Origin of the sequence: Xanthomonas sp. WHRI 8393 (assembly GCF_040203315.1) — a bacterium.
In the GTDB taxonomy this organism is placed as follows: Bacteria; Pseudomonadota; Gammaproteobacteria; order Xanthomonadales; family Xanthomonadaceae; genus Xanthomonas; species Xanthomonas arboricola.
Genome location: NZ_JBEGGL010000003.1, coordinates 58,311 through 76,719 on the forward strand (window position 1 = coordinate 58,311; position 18,409 = coordinate 76,719).

The following is an 18,409-nucleotide window of genomic DNA, read 5'->3' on the forward strand; positions in this document are numbered from 1 at the left end:
TCCCGGCACTAATAGACATCACGCGCATACCGCCCCTCCACCTGCAGCTGGGTGAGATACGCCGCGGCGGCTTCGGCATCGAGTGCGCCGTGGGTGGCGACGATGTCGAGCAGGGCGGCGTGCACGTCCTTGCCCATGCCGATGGCGCCGCACACGTACAGATGCGCACCGCCCTGCAGCCAGGCGTAGACCTCGGCGCCGTGTGCGCGCAGGCGGTGCTGCACGTAGATCTTTTCGGCCTGGTCGCGCGAGAACGCGACTTCCAGCGCGTGCAGTTCGCCGCGTTGCAAGGCCTGCTGCCATTCGGCCTGATACAGGAAATCGGTATTGAAATGCTGGGCGCCGAAGAACAGCCAGTTGCGGCCCCTGGCCCCGGTTTCGGCGCGCTCCTGCACAAAGCCGCGGAACGGCGCCACGCCGGTGCCCGGGCCGATCATCAGGATGTCGCGATCGGTATCGGCCGGCAGCCGGAAGCGCTCGTTTGGCTCGATGTAGACCGGTGCGGTATCGCCTTCGCGCAATGCGGCCAGAAAGCCGCTGGCCGAGCCCAGGTGCGCATGCCCGTGCGCCTGGTAGGTGAGTTCGTCCACTACCAGGTGCACTTCCTCGCCCACGCGCTTGCGGCTGGAGGCGATCGAGTACAGGCGCGGGGTGAGCGGACGCAGCGCGGCCAGCAGGCCGGCATGGTCCCAATCCGCCGGCCAGCGTCGCAGCACGTCGATCAACTGGTGATCGGCAAGCAGCGACGCCAGGCCGGCGGTCTGGGTCGGGGCGAGCAGCGCTTGCAACTCGTCGGCGCGCGCACGCTCGGCATGGGCGGCCAGCAGCGGCCGCGACAGCTTGGTCAGTTCGCGCCGGGTGGCCAGCCACTCGTGCAGGGCCAGAGTCTCTTCGCCGACGGTGACCGCGGCATGACCATCCAGGCGCAGCGTTTCCAGCACCGCATCCACCAGCGCGGGCGGATTGCGATGGCGGATGCCTAGCGCATCGCCGGGCTCGTAGCTCAGCCCGCTGCCTTCCAGCGAAAATTCCAGATGGCGCACGCGCTTGCTCGGCAAGGCGTAGACGCGGAACTGCGGGCCCTTGAAGTCGCGCCCGCTGACGATCTGGTTGGCCAGCAATTCGGCGGGGAAGGGCTGCTGATGCGACCACACCGGTGCGGCTGCACTGCTGCGCAACGGCGTGATGGTGGCCGATGGCGGGCCGCTCCTGAGCTGCTCGCGTGCATGCTTGAGCGCCTGCGTGCGCCAGGGCGCAGCGACGCTGTCGATATCCAGATCGGCTTCGCCGCGTGGCTGCACGCGGCTGCCGCCAAGTTCGGCCAGGCGATCGTCGATGCGGCGTGCGATGCCGCAGAAATCGGCGTAACTGGAGTCGCCCAGGCCAAGCACCGCGTACTTGAGCTCGGGCAGCTTGGGCGCGCGGCGGCTGGCCAGGAATTCCACCAGCCCGATTGCATCGTCCGGCGGGTCGCCTTCGCCCTGGGTGCTGATGACCACGTAGAGCAGTCGCTCGCTGGCCAGTTCGCGGGTGGGGTACTGGTCGGCACGCAGCAGACGCACGCTCAGGCCGGCGGCCCCGGCCTCGGCTGCCAGCTGCTCGGCCTCCCGGCGTGCATTGCCGGTCTGGCTGCCGTACAGCACGGTCAGGCGCTGGCTTTCCTGTGCCGGCGCGTGCGGCTGGCCGCCCGGCAACACCGCCAGTGAGCGCGGCGGCTGGCCTTGTGCCAGCCCGGCGGTGTAGCCGGACAGCCACCACAGCGATGCGGCATCCAGGCCGTCGACCAACCGTTCCAGCAGCGCCTTGCGCTCGTCGGGCAAGGGGCTGGGCGGTAGCGCGGAACTGGCGGCGGTCATTCGGATCCAGGGCGGTTGATGAGACCCGTGATGGTAGGGAAGCGTTGCCGCGGCCAGAAAGGATGAGCCGTTATCGCGTTATGCCGGCCGCTTATTTGGGTGCGGGCGGCCCGCGCCACACACTGCGGCGCCTTGCCCTACCATCGGCTGGTCTGCCCGCCGACGCCCACGACACCCTGATGACTCTGCTGCCCCTGTCACACCTGGATCGGCTCGAGGCCGAAAGCATCCACATCCTGCGCGAGGTCGCCGCCGAGTTCCGGGCCCCGGTGATGCTGTATTCGGTGGGCAAGGACAGCTCGGTGTTGCTGCATCTGCTGCTCAAGGCGTTCGCGCCGTCGCCGCCACCGATCCCGCTGCTGCATGTGGACACGCGCTGGAAGTTCGGCGAGATGATCGCCTTCCGCGACCGCCGCGTGGCCGAGACCGGCGTGGACCTGCGCGTGCACATCAACCCCGACGGCATCGCCCAGGACGTCGGCCCGATCAGCCATGGCGCGGCGGTGCATACCGACATCATGAAGACCCAGGGCCTGAAGCAGGCGCTGGAGCAGGGCGGCTTCGACGCGGCGATCGGCGGGGCGCGCCGCGACGAGGAGAAATCGCGCGCCAAGGAGCGCGTGTTCTCGTTCCGCAACGCGCGTCATCGCTGGGACCCCAAGAACCAGCGCCCGGAATTGTGGAATCTGTACAACGCGCGCACCAAACCCGGCGAAAGCGTGCGCGTGTTTCCGCTGTCCAACTGGACCGAGCTGGATATCTGGCTGTACATCTACCGCGAACGGATACCGGTGGTGCCGCTGTATTTCGCCGCGCCGCGCCCGGTGGTGGAGCGCGACGGCGCCTGGATCATGGTCGACGACCACCGCCTGCCATTGCACGACGGCGAGACGCCGCAACTGCGCTCGGTGCGCTTCCGCACGCTGGGCTGCTATCCGCTCACCGGCGCGATCGAATCGACCGCAGACACGCTGGAAGCGGTGATCGCCGAAATGCTGGTCAGCACCAGCTCCGAACGCCAGGGCCGCATGATCGATCATGCGCCAGGCGCGTCGATGGAGCAGAAGAAGCTTGAGGGGTATTTTTGATGGGCAGGGAATCGGGATTCGGGATTGGGGATTCGCAACAGCAGTCTGCTGCAGACGTTACGACGGAGGAGGGCGCCTTTGCGATTCCCGATTCCCGATTCCCGATTCCCGGCGCGATCAGCGCCTACCTGCATCAACACGAAGCCAAGCCGCTGCTGCGCTTCATCACCTGCGGCAGCGTGGACGATGGCAAGAGCACCTTGATCGGGCGCCTGCTGTACGACAGCAAGCGGCTGTTCGACGATCAGCTTGCCGCACTGGAGAGCGATAGCCGGCGGCACGGCACGCAGGGCGAGGGTATCGACTATGCGTTGTTGATGGACGGGCTGGCCGCCGAGCGCGAGCAGGGCATCACCATCGATGTGGCGTACCGCTACTTCGATACCGACCAGCGCAAGTTCATCGTCGCCGACTGCCCCGGACATGAGCAGTACACGCGCAACATGGCCACAGGCGCATCCACTGCCGATGTCGCGGTGGTGCTGGTGGACGCGCGCAAGGGCTTGCTGGCGCAGACGCGCCGGCACAGTTACATCGTGTCGTTGCTGGGCATCGGCCACGTGGTGCTGGCGGTCAACAAGATGGACCTGGTGGACTACGACGCGCAGGTCTTCGCCGACATCGCCGAGGGCTACCGCGCGCTGGCCGCGCAGTTGGGCATCGCCGATGTGCAGTGCATTCCGCTGTCGGCTCTGGCTGGCGAAAATCTGTCCAGCCCATCGACGCGGATGCCGTGGTACCGCGGCCCGCATCTGCTGCAGCATCTCGACACCGTGCACGTGGAGACGCCGGAAGCCGGCAGCGGCTTCCGGTTGCCGGTGCAGTGGGTCAATCGCCCCCATCAGCACTTCCGCGGCTACGCCGGCACCATCGCCGCTGGGCAGGTGCGGGTGGGCGATGCCGTCGTGGTGGTGCCGTCCGGGCGGCGCACGCAGGTGGCATCGGTGCTGGATGCCAACGGCGAGGTGGACAGCGCACGCGCCGGCCAGGCGGTCACGCTGACCTTGCGCGAGGAGATCGATATCAGCCGCGGCGACATCATTGCCGCCGTCGACGACCCGCCGGAAGTGGCCGACCAGTTCGCCGCGCATCTGCTGTGGATGGACGATGCCGCCTTGCTGCCGGGGCGACCGTACTGGCTCAAGATCGGCACGCGCACGGTCACTGCGAGCATCAGCGAGATCAAGCACAAGGTCGATGTGAACACGCAGGAGCGGCTGGCCGCCAAGCGGCTGGAGCTCAATGAGGTGGGTTACTGCAATCTGGCGCTGGACGAGCCGATCGCGTTCTCGCCGTATGCACGCAACCGCGTGCTGGGCGGCTTCATCCTGATCGACAGGCAGAGCAATGCCACCGTGGCCGCCGGCACGCTGGAGTTCGCGCTACGTCGTGCCGGCAACGTGCATTGGCAGCATCTGGACGTGGACCGCGCCGCGCGCGCGCGCATCAAGGGCCAGACTCCGCGCGTGCTGTGGTTCACCGGCCTGTCGGGCGCGGGCAAGTCCACTGTCGCCAACCTGGTCGACAAGCGCCTGCATGCGCTGGGCTACCACACCTTCATTCTGGACGGCGACAACGTGCGCCACGGGCTCAACCGCGACCTGGGCTTCACCGACGAAGACCGCGTGGAGAACATTCGCCGCGTGGCCGAGGTGGCGCGGTTGATGGCCGATGCCGGCCTGATCGTGCTGGTGAGCTTCATCTCGCCGTTCCGCGCCGAGCGGCAGCTGGCGCGCGAGCGCTTCGATGCCGGGGAGTTCGTCGAGGTGTTCGTGGACGTGCCGCTGGCGGTCGCCGAAGCGCGCGATGTGAAGGGGCTGTACCGCAAGGCGCGGGCCGGGCAGATTCCCAATTTCACCGGCATCGATTCGCCCTACGAGGCGCCGGAGGCGCCGGAGGTCCATCTTCACGCCGATGGTGAGAACGTAGAGGCGCTGGCGCGTCATGTGCTCGAGTTTCTCGGGCTGGAACGCTGAGCGGGGCTGACAGGACATAGCGGCAGGCGTCAGGCGGGTGTGGGCAACGCGAAGCCGCAATGCATGAATGCGTACATGCAGCGGCCGAGCGGTGGCCGCACCCGTCCGGCAGCCACGCCGCCGTGTCGGTGGCTGCGCTGGCCAGCGCATCGCGCCGACGACAGCAAGGGTCTTTGGTCATGGTGCAAAGCAGGCCCTTTCTGTCAACTCCATGGCGGCTAGGTCGTTAAACTTTCGACGTACCCCGCCAGGATGTTCTGATGCTTGTTCGACCCAGCGCGCGTTTCGGCGCAGCGCTCTTGTTGGCCGTCGCGCTGGCCGGTTGTAGCCGTGAGGCCGCCGCACCGGCCGCCGCCAAACCCATCCCGGTCTCTGTGCAGGCGGTGACCACCCAGCCCTGGAACTCGACCGTGCAGTCGATCGCTACCGTGCGTGCGCGCGAATCGGTGGCGCTGACCGCGGCGGTGAGCGATGTGGTGGAGCAGGTCAATTTCGACAGCGGCGACGAGGTCAAGGCCGGGCAGCTGCTGCTGCGTCTGCGCGGCAATTCGCAGCAGGCGGCACTGACGGCCGCGCAGGCCACCTTCGAGGAAACCGATCAGCTGTACCGGCGCCAGTTGAGCCTGGTTGGTCAGCAACTGGTGGCCAAATCCACTGTCGATACGCAACGCGCGCTGCGCGATGCGGCGCAGGCGCGCGTGCAGCAGATGCGCGCGGAAATCACCGACCGCGAAGTGCGCGCGCCGTTTTCCGGCGTGCTCGGCATCCGCCAGATCAGCCCGGGCTCGTTGATCACCTCGAGCACGGTGATCGCCACGCTGGACGATGTGGCGCGCATGTACGTGGACTTCCAGGTGCCCGAGTCGCAGTTCGGCCTGGTGCAGCTCGGCAATACCGTCAATGGCACCGCGGCGGCGTATCCGGGCGAGCAGTTCGAAGGCGTGGTGGCGGCGATCGATTCGCGTATCGACGAGACCACCCGCTCGGTGACGGTGCGGGCGGACTTCCCCAACGGCGATCGCCGGCTGCGCCCGGGCATGTTGCTGGATGTGCGCCTGTTCCAGCCGGCGCGGCAGGCGGTGGTGATCCCGGAGATTGCGGTGGTGCAGGTGGGGCGCGAGTCCTACGTGTTCCGGGTCAAGCCCGACAGCAGCGTGGAGCGCGCCGACGTGCGCCTGGGCGAGCGCCGCGACGGCAAGGTGGAAATTCTCGACGGGGTCAAGGCTGGTGAGCGCATCGTGGTGGACGGCACCGGCAAGCTGCGTCCGGGCCTGAAGGTGGTCGATCAAGCCGCGCCAGCGCCGGCAGCGGCGCGCCCGCAGGCAGCACGATGAAGCTCTCCGACCTGTCCATTACCCGCCCGGTGATGGCGGTGGTGATGAGCCTGCTGCTGATCGTGCTGGGGGTGATGTCGTTCACCCGGCTGACCTTGCGCGAGTTGCCGGCGATCGACCCGCCGATCGTGTCGGTGGATGTGGAATACACCGGCGCATCGGCGGCGGTGGTGGAAAGCCGCATCACCCAGGTGCTGGAAGACGCACTGGCCGGCATCGAAGGCATCGAGACCATCGAGGCGCGCAGCCGCAACGGCTCTTCCGATATCAGTATCGAATTCGTGCAGTCGCGCGATGTGGAAGCTGCCGCCAACGACGTGCGCGATGCGGTCAGCCGCGTCTCCGACCGCATGCCCGACCAGGCGCGCCCGCCGGAGATTTCCAAGGTCGAGGCCGACGCCGACCCCATCCTGTGGCTCAACATGAGCTCCAGCACGATGGACACGCTGCAGCTGTCCGACTACGCCGAGCGCTATGTAGTGGACCGCTTCTCCAGCCTGGACGGCGTGGCGCAGGTGCGTATCGGCGGGCGCCAGCGCTATGCGATGCGGATCTGGCTGGACCGCGATCAACTGGCCGCGCGCGAACTGACCGTGGCCGACGTGGAAGCGGCGCTGCAGAACGAGAACGTGGAGCTGCCGGCCGGTAGCATCGAATCGGCGCAGCGCGATTTCACCTTGCGCGTGGAGCGCAGTTATCTCAAGCCCGAGGACTTCGCCAAGCTGCCGCTCAGCAAGGGCGAGGGCGGCTATGTGGTGCGCCTGGGCGACGTGGCCAGGGTCGAGCTGACCTCGGCCGAGCGCCGCGCCTACTTCCAGAGCAACGGCGTGCCCAATGTGGGCCTGGGCATCGTGCGCAACTCCACCGCCAACGCGCTGGACGTTGCACGCGAGGCGCGCGCGCAGGCCGAGGAAGTGCAGAAATCGCTGCCGCAGGGCACCAACATCTTCGTCGCCTTCGACACCACTACCTTCATCGATGCGGCGGTGGAGCGCGTGTATCACACGCTGATCGAAGCGGTGGTGCTGGTGCTGGTGGTGATCTGGGTGTTTCTGGGCAGCGCACGCGCGGCGCTGATTCCTGCGGTGACGGTGCCGGTGTGCCTGATCGCCGCATTCATCGCGCTGTACGCGTTCGATTTTTCGATCAACCTGCTGACCTTGCTTGCGCTGGTGCTGTGTATCGGCCTGGTGGTGGACGATGCCATCGTGGTGGTGGAGAACATCCAGCGCCGCATCGACCTGGGCGAGCCGCCCTTGGTGGCGGCCAAGCGCGGCACCGGCCAGGTCGCCTTCGCGGTTATTGCCACCACCGCGGTGCTGGTGGCGGTGTTCCTGCCGGTGGGCTTTCTGGAAGGCAATACCGGGCGCCTGTTCCGCGAGCTGGCGGTGGCATTGGCCGCGGCGGTGGCGATCTCGGCCTTCGTGGCGCTGACGCTGACGCCGATGATGTCGTCCAAGCTGTTGCGCTCGCACGGGCAGGCCAGGCCCAACCGCTTCCATCGCTGGTTCGATGGCCGCATGCAGGCGGTGTCCGGTGCGTACGGGCGCTCGCTGGAGCGGCATGTGCATCGCACCTGGATCTTTGCGCTGCTGATGCTGTTGGCACTGGGTGCCAGCGCGTGGTTGATGGGCCGGATTCCCTCCGAGCTGGCGCCGGCCGAAGACCGCGGCAACTTCCAGATCATGATCGACGGGCCCGAAGGCGCTGGTTTCGATTACACCGTGGGGCAGATGCATCAGGTCGAGGCGATCCTTGGCCCTTACGTGGGTCCGGACAAGCCCATCGTACGGGCAAACCCGCGCGTGCCCGGCGGCTTCGGCAGCAGCGAGGAAATGCACACCGGCCGGGTCAGCGTGTTCCTGCAGGACTGGGAAAAACGCACGCGCCCGACCACCGAAGTGGCCGACGAACTGCAGCAGAAGCTCAATGTGCTCAGCGGCGTGCGTGCGCGCACGCAGGTGAGCGGCGGCCTGGTGCGCAGCCGCGGCCAGCCGTTCCAGCTGGTGCTGGGCGGGCCGGATTATGCGGAGATCGCGCAGTGGCGCGATCGCATCCTGCAGCGCATGGAAGCCAATCCCGGCCTGGTCGGCCCGGACTCGGACTACAAGGAAACCCGCCCGCAGATGCGCGTCAACATCGACCGCCTGCGTGCGGCCGATCTGGGCGTGCCGGTCACCGCGATCGGTGGCGCACTGGAGGCGATGATGGGCTCGCGCCGTGTGACCACGTTCGTGGACAACGGCGAGGAATACGACGTGATGCTGCAGGCCGGCCGCGAAGGCCGCATGGCGCCGGAAGACCTCACCGCCATCCGCGTGCGTTCCACGCGTGGCGAGCTGATTCCGCTGTCCAACCTGGTCACGCTCAGCGAAGTGGCCGAAGCCGGCACCCTGAATCGCTTCAACCGCCTGCGTGCGATCACCATCAGTGCCGGCCTGGCGCCGGGCTACCCGCTCGGCGAGGCGATCGCCTGGGCGCAGCAGACCGCACGCGAGGAATTGCCCGAGTATGCGCAGGTGGACTGGAAGGGCGAATCGCGCGAATACCAGCAGTCCGGCAGCGCGGTGCTGCTGACCTTCGGCATGGCCTTGCTGGTGGTGTATCTGGTGCTGGCCGCACAGTTCGAAAGCTTCGCCCATCCGCTGGTGATCATGCTCACGGTGCCGTTGGCGGTGCTGGGCGCGCTGGTCGGGTTGTGGGTCACCGGCGGCACGCTCAACCTGTTCAGTCAGATCGGCATCGTGATGCTGGTGGGGCTGGCGGCCAAGAACGGCATCCTGATCGTGGAGTTCGCCAATCAGTTGCGCGACGAAGGCCGCAGCGTGCATGAGGCGATCGTGGAGTCGGCATCGGTGCGCCTGCGTCCGATCCTGATGACCTCGATCGCCACCGTGGTCGGCGCGATTCCGCTGGTGGTGGCCGGCGGGCCCGGCTCGGCCAGCCGCGCCACGATCGGCGTGGTGGTGATCTTCGGCGTGTCGCTGTCCACCTTGCTGTCGCTGTACGTGGTGCCTGCGTTCTACAGCCTGATTGCGCCATTCACCAAGTCGCCCGAAGCGGTGGCGCGCGAGCTGGAAACCCTGGAGGCGCAGACGCCGTCGGTAGGCGGTCACGCCTGAGCGATACCGGCAGCGGTGCGCTGCTGCCGGTGGTCGATGAGCGGGGATGCTGCGGCATCGGCGTTGATCGCCGCGTTTGCATTTGGCTGCATTGCAAACAAAACCCAAACATCGGGGCGCAGGCTGTGTCCATCGAACGTGTCGGCGCCAGGCAGCGTCATCGATGCGGTGACGCTGCGCAGCCCGGTGTCTTCTTGCCGGGAGCGTCTTTCGCCAACGCCGGCAGCACTGCCGCGTGATCGAACCGGACGCCGCAATCCAGCCCAGGAGTGCATGCGATGCAGACGCTGCCTTGCGTCAATGACGACCCATCCACGCTGCGGTTTGCGCAGGGGCAGGCTGCGCAGATGCCGTGCCCGCATTGCGGTGCATCGCGCGCTGGCGATGTCGCTGCGCTCTGGGCACGCGCTGCGACACCGGGAACAGGGCAACCGCCCGACGCCACTGCAGTAGCGTCCGTGCAGCCGGCCACGCATCGGCAACGCTCGGTCGAACCAGCACGCCGCATCGCGCCACTGCAGTGCCCGATCCTGCGCGCAGCCCTGCTCGGCAGCATTGCGCTGGTGCTGCTGGTGGTGGACATGTTCGTGCTGTGGCCGCTGCCGTAACGCGGGCTGGCTGCGCCGATGTGGCGGCGTGTCTGCGCCCCATCGCGTCGGCCACGCAATGACTAAGGTCACATGACAGTCATGGCCTGCTGTGGTCGACTTCGGCGGTTACCCTGCCCGGAATCGCCAATGCGTCGTCTTGCCTGCCTGCTTGCTCCCTCCCTCCTTGCGCTGTGCTGCGGCACCGCGCTGGCGCAGTCCTCCGGCGAGCCGGTGCCCAATGGCCGCCTGCCGACCTGGGCGGTGCCCGAGCGCTACAGCCTGTCGTTCAAGATCGATCCGGACCAGAGCGAGTTCAGCGGCCGCACCAGCATCCGCGTGCAGCTCAAGCAGGCTTCCGATCACCTCTGGCTGCACGGCAAGGAATTGAAGGTCAGCAAGGTCACGGTCAAGCCGGTCAAGGGAAAGGCGCTGACCGCACGCTACGTGCAAGCCGATGCGCAGGCCGGTGTGGTGCGGCTGGATTTCGGCCGCACGCTGCAGCCGCAGACGCTCACCGTGGACATCGTCTACAGCGCGCCGCTCAATCAGCAGCTGCAGGGCCTGTATCAGGTGAAGTACCAGGGCCAGGCCTATGCGATGACGCAGATGGAGCCGATCAGCGCGCGCTACGCGTTCCCCGGTTTCGACGAACCCGCATTCAAGACCCCGTTCGACCTCAGCCTGACCGTGCCCACCGACGACCAGGCGCTGGCCAACACCATCGCCACCTCGAGCAAGCCGGCCGGCAAGGGCTGGAAGACGGTGACCTTCGCTCCGACCGTGCCGCTGCCGACCTATCTGGTCGCCTATGCCGCCGGCCCCTGGGATGTGGTGGACGTGCCGGCCATGCCGGCCACCCCGCAGCGCCCCAACCCGACCCCGCTGCGCGGCATCGCCGCCAAGGGCCAGGGCCCGCGCATCACCCCGGCGCTGGACCAGACCCCGGCGATCATCGCCGCGCTGGAGGACTATTACGCCTTCGGCTATCCGTTCGACAAGCTCGATCTGGTCGCCGCCCCGGACTTCAGCGCCGGTGCGATGGAAAACCCCGGGTTCGTCACCTTCCGCGACTGGCTGCTGTTGCTGGACAAGGACTCGCCGGCCGAGAACGTGCAGCGCTCCTTCAACACCAATGCGCATGAGCTGGCTCACCAGTGGACCGGCGATGCCGTCACCATGGAGTGGTGGGACGACCTGTGGTTGAACGAGGCGTTCGCCACCTGGATGCAGCAGAAGATCACCATGCAGCTGCACCCGGAATACCGCGCCAATCTGGACCGCATCGGCGGTGCGCAGTACGCGATGGACAATGACAGCCTGGTCAGCGCGCGCAAGATCCGTCAGCCGATCACGGGCAACGGCGATATCGAGACCGCCTTCGACGGCATCACCTACCAGAAGGGTGCGGCGGTGCTGGCGATGTTCGAGGCTTTCGTCGGCGAAGACGTGTTCCGCCAGGGCATGCGCGCCTACATCGCCAAACACAAGTTCGGCAGCGCCACCGCCGACGATCTGGTCGATGCGATCGCCGATGCCGCCGGCAAGGGCGAGGAGTTCAAGGCCGCCTTCCGCAGCTTCCTCAATCAGCCGGGCGTGCCGTATCTGCAGACCCAGCTCGCCCGCGAAGGCGGCAAGACCGTGGTCAAGCTGCAGCAGCAACGCTATCTGCCGCTGGGTTCCACCGGCTCCACCGCGCAGCAATGGGGCGTGCCGGTGTGCGTCAAGTACGGCAAGGGCAAGAACCAGGTCGGCACTGCCTGCCAGATGCTCGCAGACGGCAGCGGCAGCATCGTGCTGGATGGTGCCGGCAAGAACACCTGGGTGTTCCCGAACGCGCGTGGCGCCGGCTACTACCGTTTCAGCCTGCCCAAGAAGCAGCTGGCTGAACTGGGCAAGCAAGTCGGCCAACTCGACGACAACGAACAGCTGGCCTATGCCGATGCGATCGATGCGGCCTACCGCCACGGCGATACCGACGGCGATGCCGTGCTGGCAGCGCTCAAGCAGTTGGCGCCGTCCGAATCGGCCGATGTGTCCACGGCGCTGCTGAACCGCTTCGTGTGGATCTGGCGTTACCAGGCTACCAGCCAGGCCCAGCGCGACGTACTGCGCAAGGCCGCCGAACAGGCGTATCTGCCGCGTCTGCGTCAGCTGGGTTACACGCGACGTAGCGGCGAGTCGATCGACGACACCAGCCTGCGCTCGGCGCTGGCCGGGCTGTTCGCGCTGCGCCTGCAGAATGCGGAAGTACGCAAGGCACTGCTGGCGCAGGGCGATGCGGTCCTGGCCGGCGGCAATGGTGCACTGGACTTCTCCAAAGCCAATCCGGATCTGCTCGGCACCGCACTGGCAGTGACCGCGCAGGAGCGCGGCGCACCGGCGGTGCAGAGCCTGATCGACGCATTGCGCACGCATGCCGACCCGGCGCAGCGCAACGCCATGATCGCCGCCCTGGGCACGCTGCAGGACCCGGCGCTGCTCAAGCAGGTGCGTGATTTCGCGCTGACCGATGCGATCAAGGTGGGCGAGATGAAGAGCCTGCTGATGCGCGGTCACAGTTACGAGACCTCGCACGCGTCGATGTGGCCGTGGTTCACCGCCAACTTCGACCGTATCGTGCAGCGCAGCGGCTCGTTCGACGGCGGCGGATTGCCGGCGCTGGGCGCGTCCGGCGGTTGCAGCGTGGAAGAAGCCGACCGCCTGGATGCGTTCTTCAAGCCGCGCCTGGCCATGCTCAGCGGTGCCGACCGCGGCATGGCGCAGACCGGCGAGACCATCCGCCTGTGCGCCGCGCTCAAGCAGGCGCAAACCACCAAGCGCTGAGCCGCGGCCTGCGGCCCGGGTGCGCGGTATCGGCAGTGGCGATACCGCGCACATCGGAGCAGCTGACAAGACGACAGCGCGCATCGCCAGGCGCGCGCCCACTGTCCGGAATCGGCATGTGCCACGCGCACATAGCCGGTCTGGGCGCGCCGTCCGCAACCATTTGGCGCCTGCTCGCCAGGTGTCATCAGCCATTACAGGGCCGAAGCGATGGACGAATCACTGACACTGCACGGAGAGGGTTTCGTGCTGCGTCGCTGGCGCCAGGACGACCTGGACGCCTTGCTGCGGCATGCCAACGACCCGCTGGTGCCGCGTGGATTGAGCGAGCGCTTCCCGCATCCGTATACGCGCGCCGACGGCGAGGCCTTCCTGGCCGGACGCGTGGTCGACCTGCAGCATCCGGTGCTGGCCATCGAGATCGACGGCCAGGCCTGCGGCACGATCGCGGTGCGTCCGGGGCAGGGCGAGCGACGCTTTTCGGCCGAGCTGGGCTACTGGATCGGCAGTGCGTACTGGGGCCGTGGCTGGATGACGCGCATCGTGGGCACATACGTGCCCTGGGCAATGCAGACCTTGCCGCTCTATCGCGTCCAGGCCACCGTGCTCGACACTAACCCGGCATCGGCCAGGGTGCTGCTGCGCAACGGCTTCGTCGAAGAAGGCTGCAGCCGCTGCGCGATCATGCGGCCGGATGGGCTGCACGATTTGCGCGTGTTCGCGCGGGTGAGGGTGCCGGCCGATCTGGACTGATCCCGGCCACGTGCGCTGGCGAACGCGTGGGCCAGGCGCATCTGCACGCTGTGGGTTGGCGCAGATCCGTCACCGGCATCGGCACCGATCCCGCGTGTCCTGCATAGCGGCAACGTCAACCTGAGTCCCTGTGTTGCAGAGCCTCGAAAGCAGCGCCTCTGCTACCTCGTATACGGCTCGTTGCGCCAGTGGCTTACCATCGTCGCCAATGCGTCTGCACCGCCGGCTGCGCCGGCCTGCAGGATGACGAGCAACGCTGGTGGCAAAAGGGGAGACACGATCCCCGCAGCGCCGGCAAGCAACACGAACCCTGGATACGACGATGACACAGCATGATGGACGCGGCGGACGACCGCCGCGCGATGGCGGCAGCTCCGGCGCCTCGCACAATCCCTGGGGCCGCGCCGCGCCGCGTACACCGGCAGCGCGCCCGCCGGCACGACAGGCGCCAACGGCGTACACGCCTGCTGCTGCGCAGTCCGTGGCTTCGTCGTCCGGCGGCAATGCGCGCGAGCTGCGGCTGTACGGCATCAACGCAGTGCAGGCCGTGTTCAAGGCGCGCCCGGAGGCGGTGCGCAAGCTGTACCTGAGCGAGGCGCGCATCCCGCAGTTCAAGGCCTTGCTGGCCTGGTGCGTGGCCCAGCGCATCGGTTACCGCGTGGTCGAGGAAGCCGATCTCAGCAAGCTCGCTGCCAGCACCCACCACGAGGGTGTGGTGGCCGATGTGCTGCGCGTCGCCCCGCAGCCGTTGCAGGACTGGCTGGCTGCGTTGCCGCAGGGGCCAGTGCTGGCGCTGTGGCTGGATGGCGTGGGCAACCCGCACAACTTCGGCGCGATCCTGCGCTCGTCCGCGCACTTCGGGGTGGCCGGTCTGCTGCTGCCTGCCGGCTCCACGCTGGGTCTGTCCGGCGCAGCCGCGCGCGTGGCCGAGGGTGGCGCCGAAGCGGTGCCGCTGGTGCAGCTGCCCGACACCGCAATGGCGATGGCGCAGCTGCGTCAGGCCGGTTTCGCAGTGGCGGCCACCCTGGTGGAGGGCGGCCAGGACGTGTTCGCCGCCGCGCTGCCGCAACGGCTGGTGTATGTGATGGGCGCGGAGAGCGAGGGCATGGACCGCCAGTTCGCGCGCGATTGCGACCTGCAGTTGTCGATCCGCGGCAGCGGCAAGGTCGAAAGCCTCAACGTGGCCTCGGCCACCGCCGTGTTCCAGGCCGCCTGGCGTGCCCGTGCGTTGGGTGGAGAGTCGTGATGCGCCTGTGTGCCGGTCTGCTTGCCGCCGCTTGTGCGTTGAGCGTCAGCGCGCATGCCGCAGCAGCCTCCACGCCTGCCGCACCGCCGCAGGTACGCACCGATCACGGCCTGGTGCGCGGGCAGTGGCAGGACGACGGCAGTGCGGTGTTTCGCGCGATTCCGTTTGCCGCGCCACCGCTGGGCCCGCTGCGCTGGCAGCCGCCGCAACCGGCCGCTGCCTGGTCGGGCGTGCGCGATGCCACCCAGGCCGCCACCCCGTGCGTGCAACCGGCGCTGGGCTGGAACGACGCCATGGCCAGCCGCGGTACAGAAGATTGTCTTTACGTCGAGGTGCAGACGCCAACGCTGCAGCCGGCCAAGCCGCTGCCGGTGTTCGTCTGGATCCACGGCGGCGCCAATGTGGCCGGCGGCGCCGATGGTCATCTGCCGACCAACCTGGTCGCACAGGACATGCTGGTGGTGACGCTGCAGTACCGGCTCGGTGCGCTCGGCTTCCTGTCGCTGCCGGAACTGCGCAATGGCGACCATCAAGCCGCCGGCAACTACGCCTTGCTCGACCAGATCGCCGCGCTGCAATGGGTGCGCGACAACATCGCGCAGTTCGGTGGCGACCCTGCGCGGGTCACCATCGCCGGGCAGTCGGCCGGTGGTCAGGATGTGGGCTTGCTGATGCTCAGCCCGCTGGCACGCGGCCTGTTTTCCGCGGCGATCGAGCAGAGCGGCACCGCCGGGTTCGGATTGCCGGCGCGTTCGCTGGAAGACAATCGCGCGCTGGGTGTGGAGATCGGCAAGCGTGCAGGTATCGACGACCCCGCCACGCGTCTGGCGCAGTTGCGCGCGCTGCCGGTGGAGCAGCTGATCAAGGCTGGGCAGGATGTCGACGTGCCGGCACTGGATGACGATGGCTACATCTGGCTGCAGGCGGTCGTCGATGGGCGCGTGCTGCCGCGTGCGCCGGCCGCGTTGCTGGCCGAGGGCGCGCAGGCCAGGGTGCCGCTGTTGATCGGCTATGTGGTGCAGGAGCTGGAATACGGCGGCAAACAGGGTGCGCAGGCGCGGCTGCGTCGCGACTATCCGGCGCAGGCCGATGCCGTGCTGCAGGCGCAACGCACGCATGCGGCGCAGCGTGCCGCACGGCAGGGCGATGCAGCGATGCAGCTGTCCACCGATCTGACCTTCCGTTGCCCGGCAGTGACTGTGGCCCAGCATCAGGCCGCGCTCGGCGTGCCGGTGTGGCATTACGTGTTCGATACCGCCGCACCGGGCGGGCAGGTCACGCATAGCGCCGAGTTGCCGTTCCTGTTCAAGGATCTGCCGATCGGCCAGCCGCCGGTGAGTCTGCAGCGCTATTGGGCCGCGTTCGTGCAGCGTGGCAATCCCAACACCAAGGGCTTGCCGGCCTGGCCGGCATTTGCGCCCACGCATGCGGCATTGCAGTTCGACGCCAGTGGCGTGCGCCCGCTCAAGGATGCACGCCCGGCGATGTGCGCAGGCGTGGACCTGCCGTAATCGATCGCGCGTACCGCCACGGTACGCGCGCTTGACTCAACTCGACTTGGCTCAACTCAGCGGACGCAGCCCGTCCCGCCGAGCTTATTTTTTTTGCAGTCGCACGGCGGCGCCGCCGTTTGCAGCCAATGGCAGCTGCAGGCTGTCGTTGGAGGTGAGTTTGCGCGTATCGATACGCACCTCCGTCGGGGCCGCGCCGTCGGCATAGATGGTGGCGGTCCAGCTGCCCTTGCCTAGGAATGCCAGCGGCAAGCTCAGCGTGCGTGCCTGCTCGTTGGTCATTGCGCCCACGTACCAGTCCTTGCCGCTACGCCGCGCCAGTGCGATGTGTTTGCCGATGGCGCCATCGAGTGCGCGTGTTTCATCCCAGCTCGCCGGCACATCGCGCAGGAACTGCGCTGCCGGTACGTTTTCGTATTGTTCCGGGCTGTCGGCGACCACTGCGAACGGGCTTTCGTAGACCACATACATCGCCAGTTGCTGCGCACGCGTGGTCATCACCTGCGGTGCGATGTGCTGCATCTTGAACTCGGCCGGGCGCACATTGCGGAAGCCACCCGGTGTGTAATCCATCGGCCCCAGCAACATGCGCGTAAACGGCAGCGTGAGATTGTGGGTGGCGGTGATGCGCGTGGTCCACTTGTTGTACTCGGCGCCGAGCACGCCTTCCTGCGTGAGGTAGTTGGGATAGGTGCGGGTCAGGCCGGTCGGGTGATAGGCGCCATGCAGATCCACCAGCAGTTTGTGCTCGGCGGCCTTGGCTAACAGGCGGTGGTAGAAATCCACCATCTGCTGGTCGTCGCGGTCCATGAAGTCGACCTTGATGCCCTTGATGCCGAGTTGCTGATACCAGGCGAGTGCTTCGTCCATGTGCGCATCCAGCGCGCGCCAATGCGCCCATAGCCACAGCCCGACATCGCGCTGCCGTGCGTAGGCCACCAGACCCGGCAGGTCGAGCTGCTCCACCGGCCGGCGGATATCGGCATCGACGTTGTACTGGCCATCGCCGGTGCTGCCGAAATACCAGCCATCGTCGATCAGCATGTATTGCAGTTTCAATTGCTGCGCGTGATCGATGTAGCGCTCAATCGTGGCGGTATTCATGCCCGGCTGGGCCACGCCACTGGCCAGTGAGCCGGACCACCAATCCCATGCCGATTTGCCCGCGCGCACCCAGCTCGCATCGAAGGCCGGCGGTGGGTTGAGTGCGGAAATCAGATTGGATTCAATCAGGCTGGCCGGGCTGTCGCCCAGCATGATCACCCGCCACGGCGTGGCGAAATCGCGGCCTTTGGCATCAAGGCTGACGGCCAGCGTGGGGTCGTCCAGGCGTGGCGATAATTTCGCCGACACGCCCAGGCTGCCATCCTCGCGGCCGGTGAGATACAGGCCGGCATAATCGCGCAGGTTCGCCTCGGCAATTGCCAGCGTGGTGCCGCTGGCATCGGTCTGGCACACCAGTGGCAACTCGAGCAGATTGTGCGGGCGCAACCTGGATGCGGCGATCGCATCGTATTCGCCCTCATGGCTGGTGCCGAAGCGGCCCAGGTTCAAGCTCCAGCATGCGTAATCGCTGGGGAATGCAAAGCTGGTGAGCTCATTGCGAATCCGCACCTCACCGGCGTCGGGCAGCACATAACGCAGCGCAACGCCGTCGTCGTAGGCGCGCAATTCCACTGTCAGGCGTCGCTGTTTGGGGTCCGACAACTGCGCGCGCAATTGGCGGTAGTGATCGCGTGCCTGACGCGTCTTGCCCACGGCCAGGGCGAAGCGGCTGTCATGCGTTTCGGTGGTGCTGCCCTGCAACGTCATCGCCTTGCCGAGCGTGTCGGCGCGGCCCAGATCCAGTCCGAGCGGAGCGTCGTCGAGCACGACTTTGTTGCGATACAGCACGCGATAGCTCGGCACGCCGCCCGCGCGCAGCGTGAATTCCACCTGCGTACGTGCGTCGGGCGACTGCACCTGCAAACGCTGCGCAGCTGCAGGCAACGCGATCGAACACAGCAGCGCGCACGCCGCCGGTAATGCGGACTGGATCAGGTTTCGCATGAGCCCCTCCTCCTGGGAGCGCCAACCCTAACGCAGAACGGTTGTCGTCGATATCCACCTG

General features: G+C 67.3%; 12 protein-coding genes and 1 other RNA gene. 10 read left to right on the forward strand and 3 right to left on the reverse strand.

Features of this window, described 5'->3' with window-relative positions:
* Window positions 1-8: 8 nt before the first annotated feature.
* Window positions 9-1,856 (reverse strand): assimilatory sulfite reductase (NADPH) flavoprotein subunit, encoded by a 1,848-nt coding sequence (locus ABQ137_RS10790; protein WP_349782426.1) that lies wholly within the window; start codon window positions 1,854-1,856, stop codon window positions 9-11.
* A gap of 179 nt (window positions 1,857-2,035) precedes the next feature.
* Here ABQ137_RS10790 and cysD point away from each other — a divergent pair, with 179 nt between their 5' ends.
* From cysD to ABQ137_RS10810, 4 genes are all read left to right on the forward strand, one after another.
* Window positions 2,036-2,944, forward strand: coding sequence for a sulfate adenylyltransferase subunit CysD (cysD, locus tag ABQ137_RS10795; protein WP_349782428.1), 909 nt, complete (start codon window positions 2,036-2,038; stop codon window positions 2,942-2,944).
* Entirely contained in the window at window positions 2,944-4,920 is a 1,977-nt protein-coding gene (gene cysN / locus ABQ137_RS10800) for a sulfate adenylyltransferase subunit CysN (RefSeq protein WP_349782430.1), read from the forward strand. Before cysD ends, cysN begins: the two co-directional genes overlap by 1 nt.
* 260 nt (window positions 4,921-5,180) lie before the next feature.
* Window positions 5,181-6,254 (forward strand): efflux RND transporter periplasmic adaptor subunit, encoded by a 1,074-nt coding sequence (locus ABQ137_RS10805; RefSeq protein ID WP_065032745.1) that lies wholly within the window; start codon window positions 5,181-5,183, stop codon window positions 6,252-6,254.
* Window positions 6,251-9,376 (forward strand): efflux RND transporter permease subunit, encoded by a 3,126-nt coding sequence (locus ABQ137_RS10810; RefSeq protein ID WP_024940307.1) that lies wholly within the window; start codon window positions 6,251-6,253, stop codon window positions 9,374-9,376. The genes ABQ137_RS10805 and ABQ137_RS10810 overlap by 4 nt, the downstream gene beginning before the upstream one ends.
* Here ABQ137_RS10810 and ABQ137_RS10815 read toward each other — a convergent pair.
* A complete protein-coding gene (locus ABQ137_RS10815; RefSeq protein ID WP_349782432.1) occupies window positions 9,367-9,537 on the reverse strand; it encodes a hypothetical protein in 171 nt (56 codons plus the stop codon). The genes ABQ137_RS10810 and ABQ137_RS10815 overlap by 10 nt on opposite strands.
* A gap of 117 nt (window positions 9,538-9,654) precedes the next feature.
* Between ABQ137_RS10815 and ABQ137_RS10820 the strand changes: the two genes are divergently transcribed.
* The 6 genes from ABQ137_RS10820 to ABQ137_RS10845 all read left to right on the forward strand — a co-directional run bounded on the left by ABQ137_RS10820 (window position 9,655) and on the right by ABQ137_RS10845 (window position 16,299).
* A complete protein-coding gene (locus ABQ137_RS10820; protein WP_349782434.1) occupies window positions 9,655-9,984 on the forward strand; it encodes a hypothetical protein in 330 nt (109 codons plus the stop codon).
* A 129-nt stretch (window positions 9,985-10,113) separates the two neighbouring features.
* On the forward strand, window positions 10,114-12,789 hold the full coding sequence (locus tag ABQ137_RS10825; protein ID WP_349782436.1) for a M1 family metallopeptidase: 2,676 nt from the start codon (window positions 10,114-10,116) through the stop codon (window positions 12,787-12,789).
* 116 nt (window positions 12,790-12,905) lie between these two features.
* Window positions 12,906-12,982: non-coding RNA, sX9 sRNA (locus ABQ137_RS10830), on the forward strand.
* Between the two features lie 17 nt (window positions 12,983-12,999).
* Window positions 13,000-13,542 (forward strand): GNAT family N-acetyltransferase, encoded by a 543-nt coding sequence (locus ABQ137_RS10835; protein WP_349782438.1) that lies wholly within the window; start codon window positions 13,000-13,002, stop codon window positions 13,540-13,542.
* Window positions 13,543-13,864: 322 nt separating this feature from the next.
* Window positions 13,865-14,788 (forward strand): TrmH family RNA methyltransferase, encoded by a 924-nt coding sequence (locus ABQ137_RS10840; protein ID WP_349782440.1) that lies wholly within the window; start codon window positions 13,865-13,867, stop codon window positions 14,786-14,788.
* Window positions 14,785-16,299, forward strand: coding sequence for a carboxylesterase/lipase family protein (locus ABQ137_RS10845; protein WP_349782442.1), 1,515 nt, complete (start codon window positions 14,785-14,787; stop codon window positions 16,297-16,299). The genes ABQ137_RS10840 and ABQ137_RS10845 overlap by 4 nt, the downstream gene beginning before the upstream one ends.
* Before the next feature lie 84 nt (window positions 16,300-16,383).
* Here ABQ137_RS10845 and ABQ137_RS10850 read toward each other — a convergent pair whose 3' ends face one another.
* On the reverse strand, window positions 16,384-18,348 hold the full coding sequence (locus ABQ137_RS10850; protein ID WP_349782444.1) for a glycoside hydrolase family 97 protein: 1,965 nt from the start codon (window positions 18,346-18,348) through the stop codon (window positions 16,384-16,386).
* Window positions 18,349-18,409 lie beyond the last annotated feature (61 nt).

Bases quoted from the DNA above. Each gene is read 5' to 3' on its own strand.
- ABQ137_RS10790 (WP_349782426.1), bottom strand. From the start codon at position 1,856: ATGACCGCCGCCAGTTCCGCGCTACCGCCCAGCCCCTTGCCCGACGAG.
- cysD (WP_349782428.1), top strand. From the start codon at position 2,036: ATGACTCTGCTGCCCCTGTCACACCTGGATCGGCTCGAGGCCGAAAGC.
- cysN (WP_349782430.1), top strand. From the start codon at position 2,944: ATGGGCAGGGAATCGGGATTCGGGATTGGGGATTCGCAACAGCAGTCT.
- ABQ137_RS10805 (WP_065032745.1), top strand. From the start codon at position 5,181: ATGCTTGTTCGACCCAGCGCGCGTTTCGGCGCAGCGCTCTTGTTGGCC.
- ABQ137_RS10810 (WP_024940307.1), top strand. From the start codon at position 6,251: ATGAAGCTCTCCGACCTGTCCATTACCCGCCCGGTGATGGCGGTGGTG.
- ABQ137_RS10815 (WP_349782432.1), bottom strand. From the start codon at position 9,537: ATGACGCTGCCTGGCGCCGACACGTTCGATGGACACAGCCTGCGCCCC.
- ABQ137_RS10820 (WP_349782434.1), top strand. From the start codon at position 9,655: ATGCAGACGCTGCCTTGCGTCAATGACGACCCATCCACGCTGCGGTTT.
- ABQ137_RS10825 (WP_349782436.1), top strand. From the start codon at position 10,114: ATGCGTCGTCTTGCCTGCCTGCTTGCTCCCTCCCTCCTTGCGCTGTGC.
- ABQ137_RS10835 (WP_349782438.1), top strand. From the start codon at position 13,000: ATGGACGAATCACTGACACTGCACGGAGAGGGTTTCGTGCTGCGTCGC.
- ABQ137_RS10840 (WP_349782440.1), top strand. From the start codon at position 13,865: ATGACACAGCATGATGGACGCGGCGGACGACCGCCGCGCGATGGCGGC.
- ABQ137_RS10850 (WP_349782444.1), bottom strand. From the start codon at position 18,348: ATGCGAAACCTGATCCAGTCCGCATTACCGGCGGCGTGCGCGCTGCTG.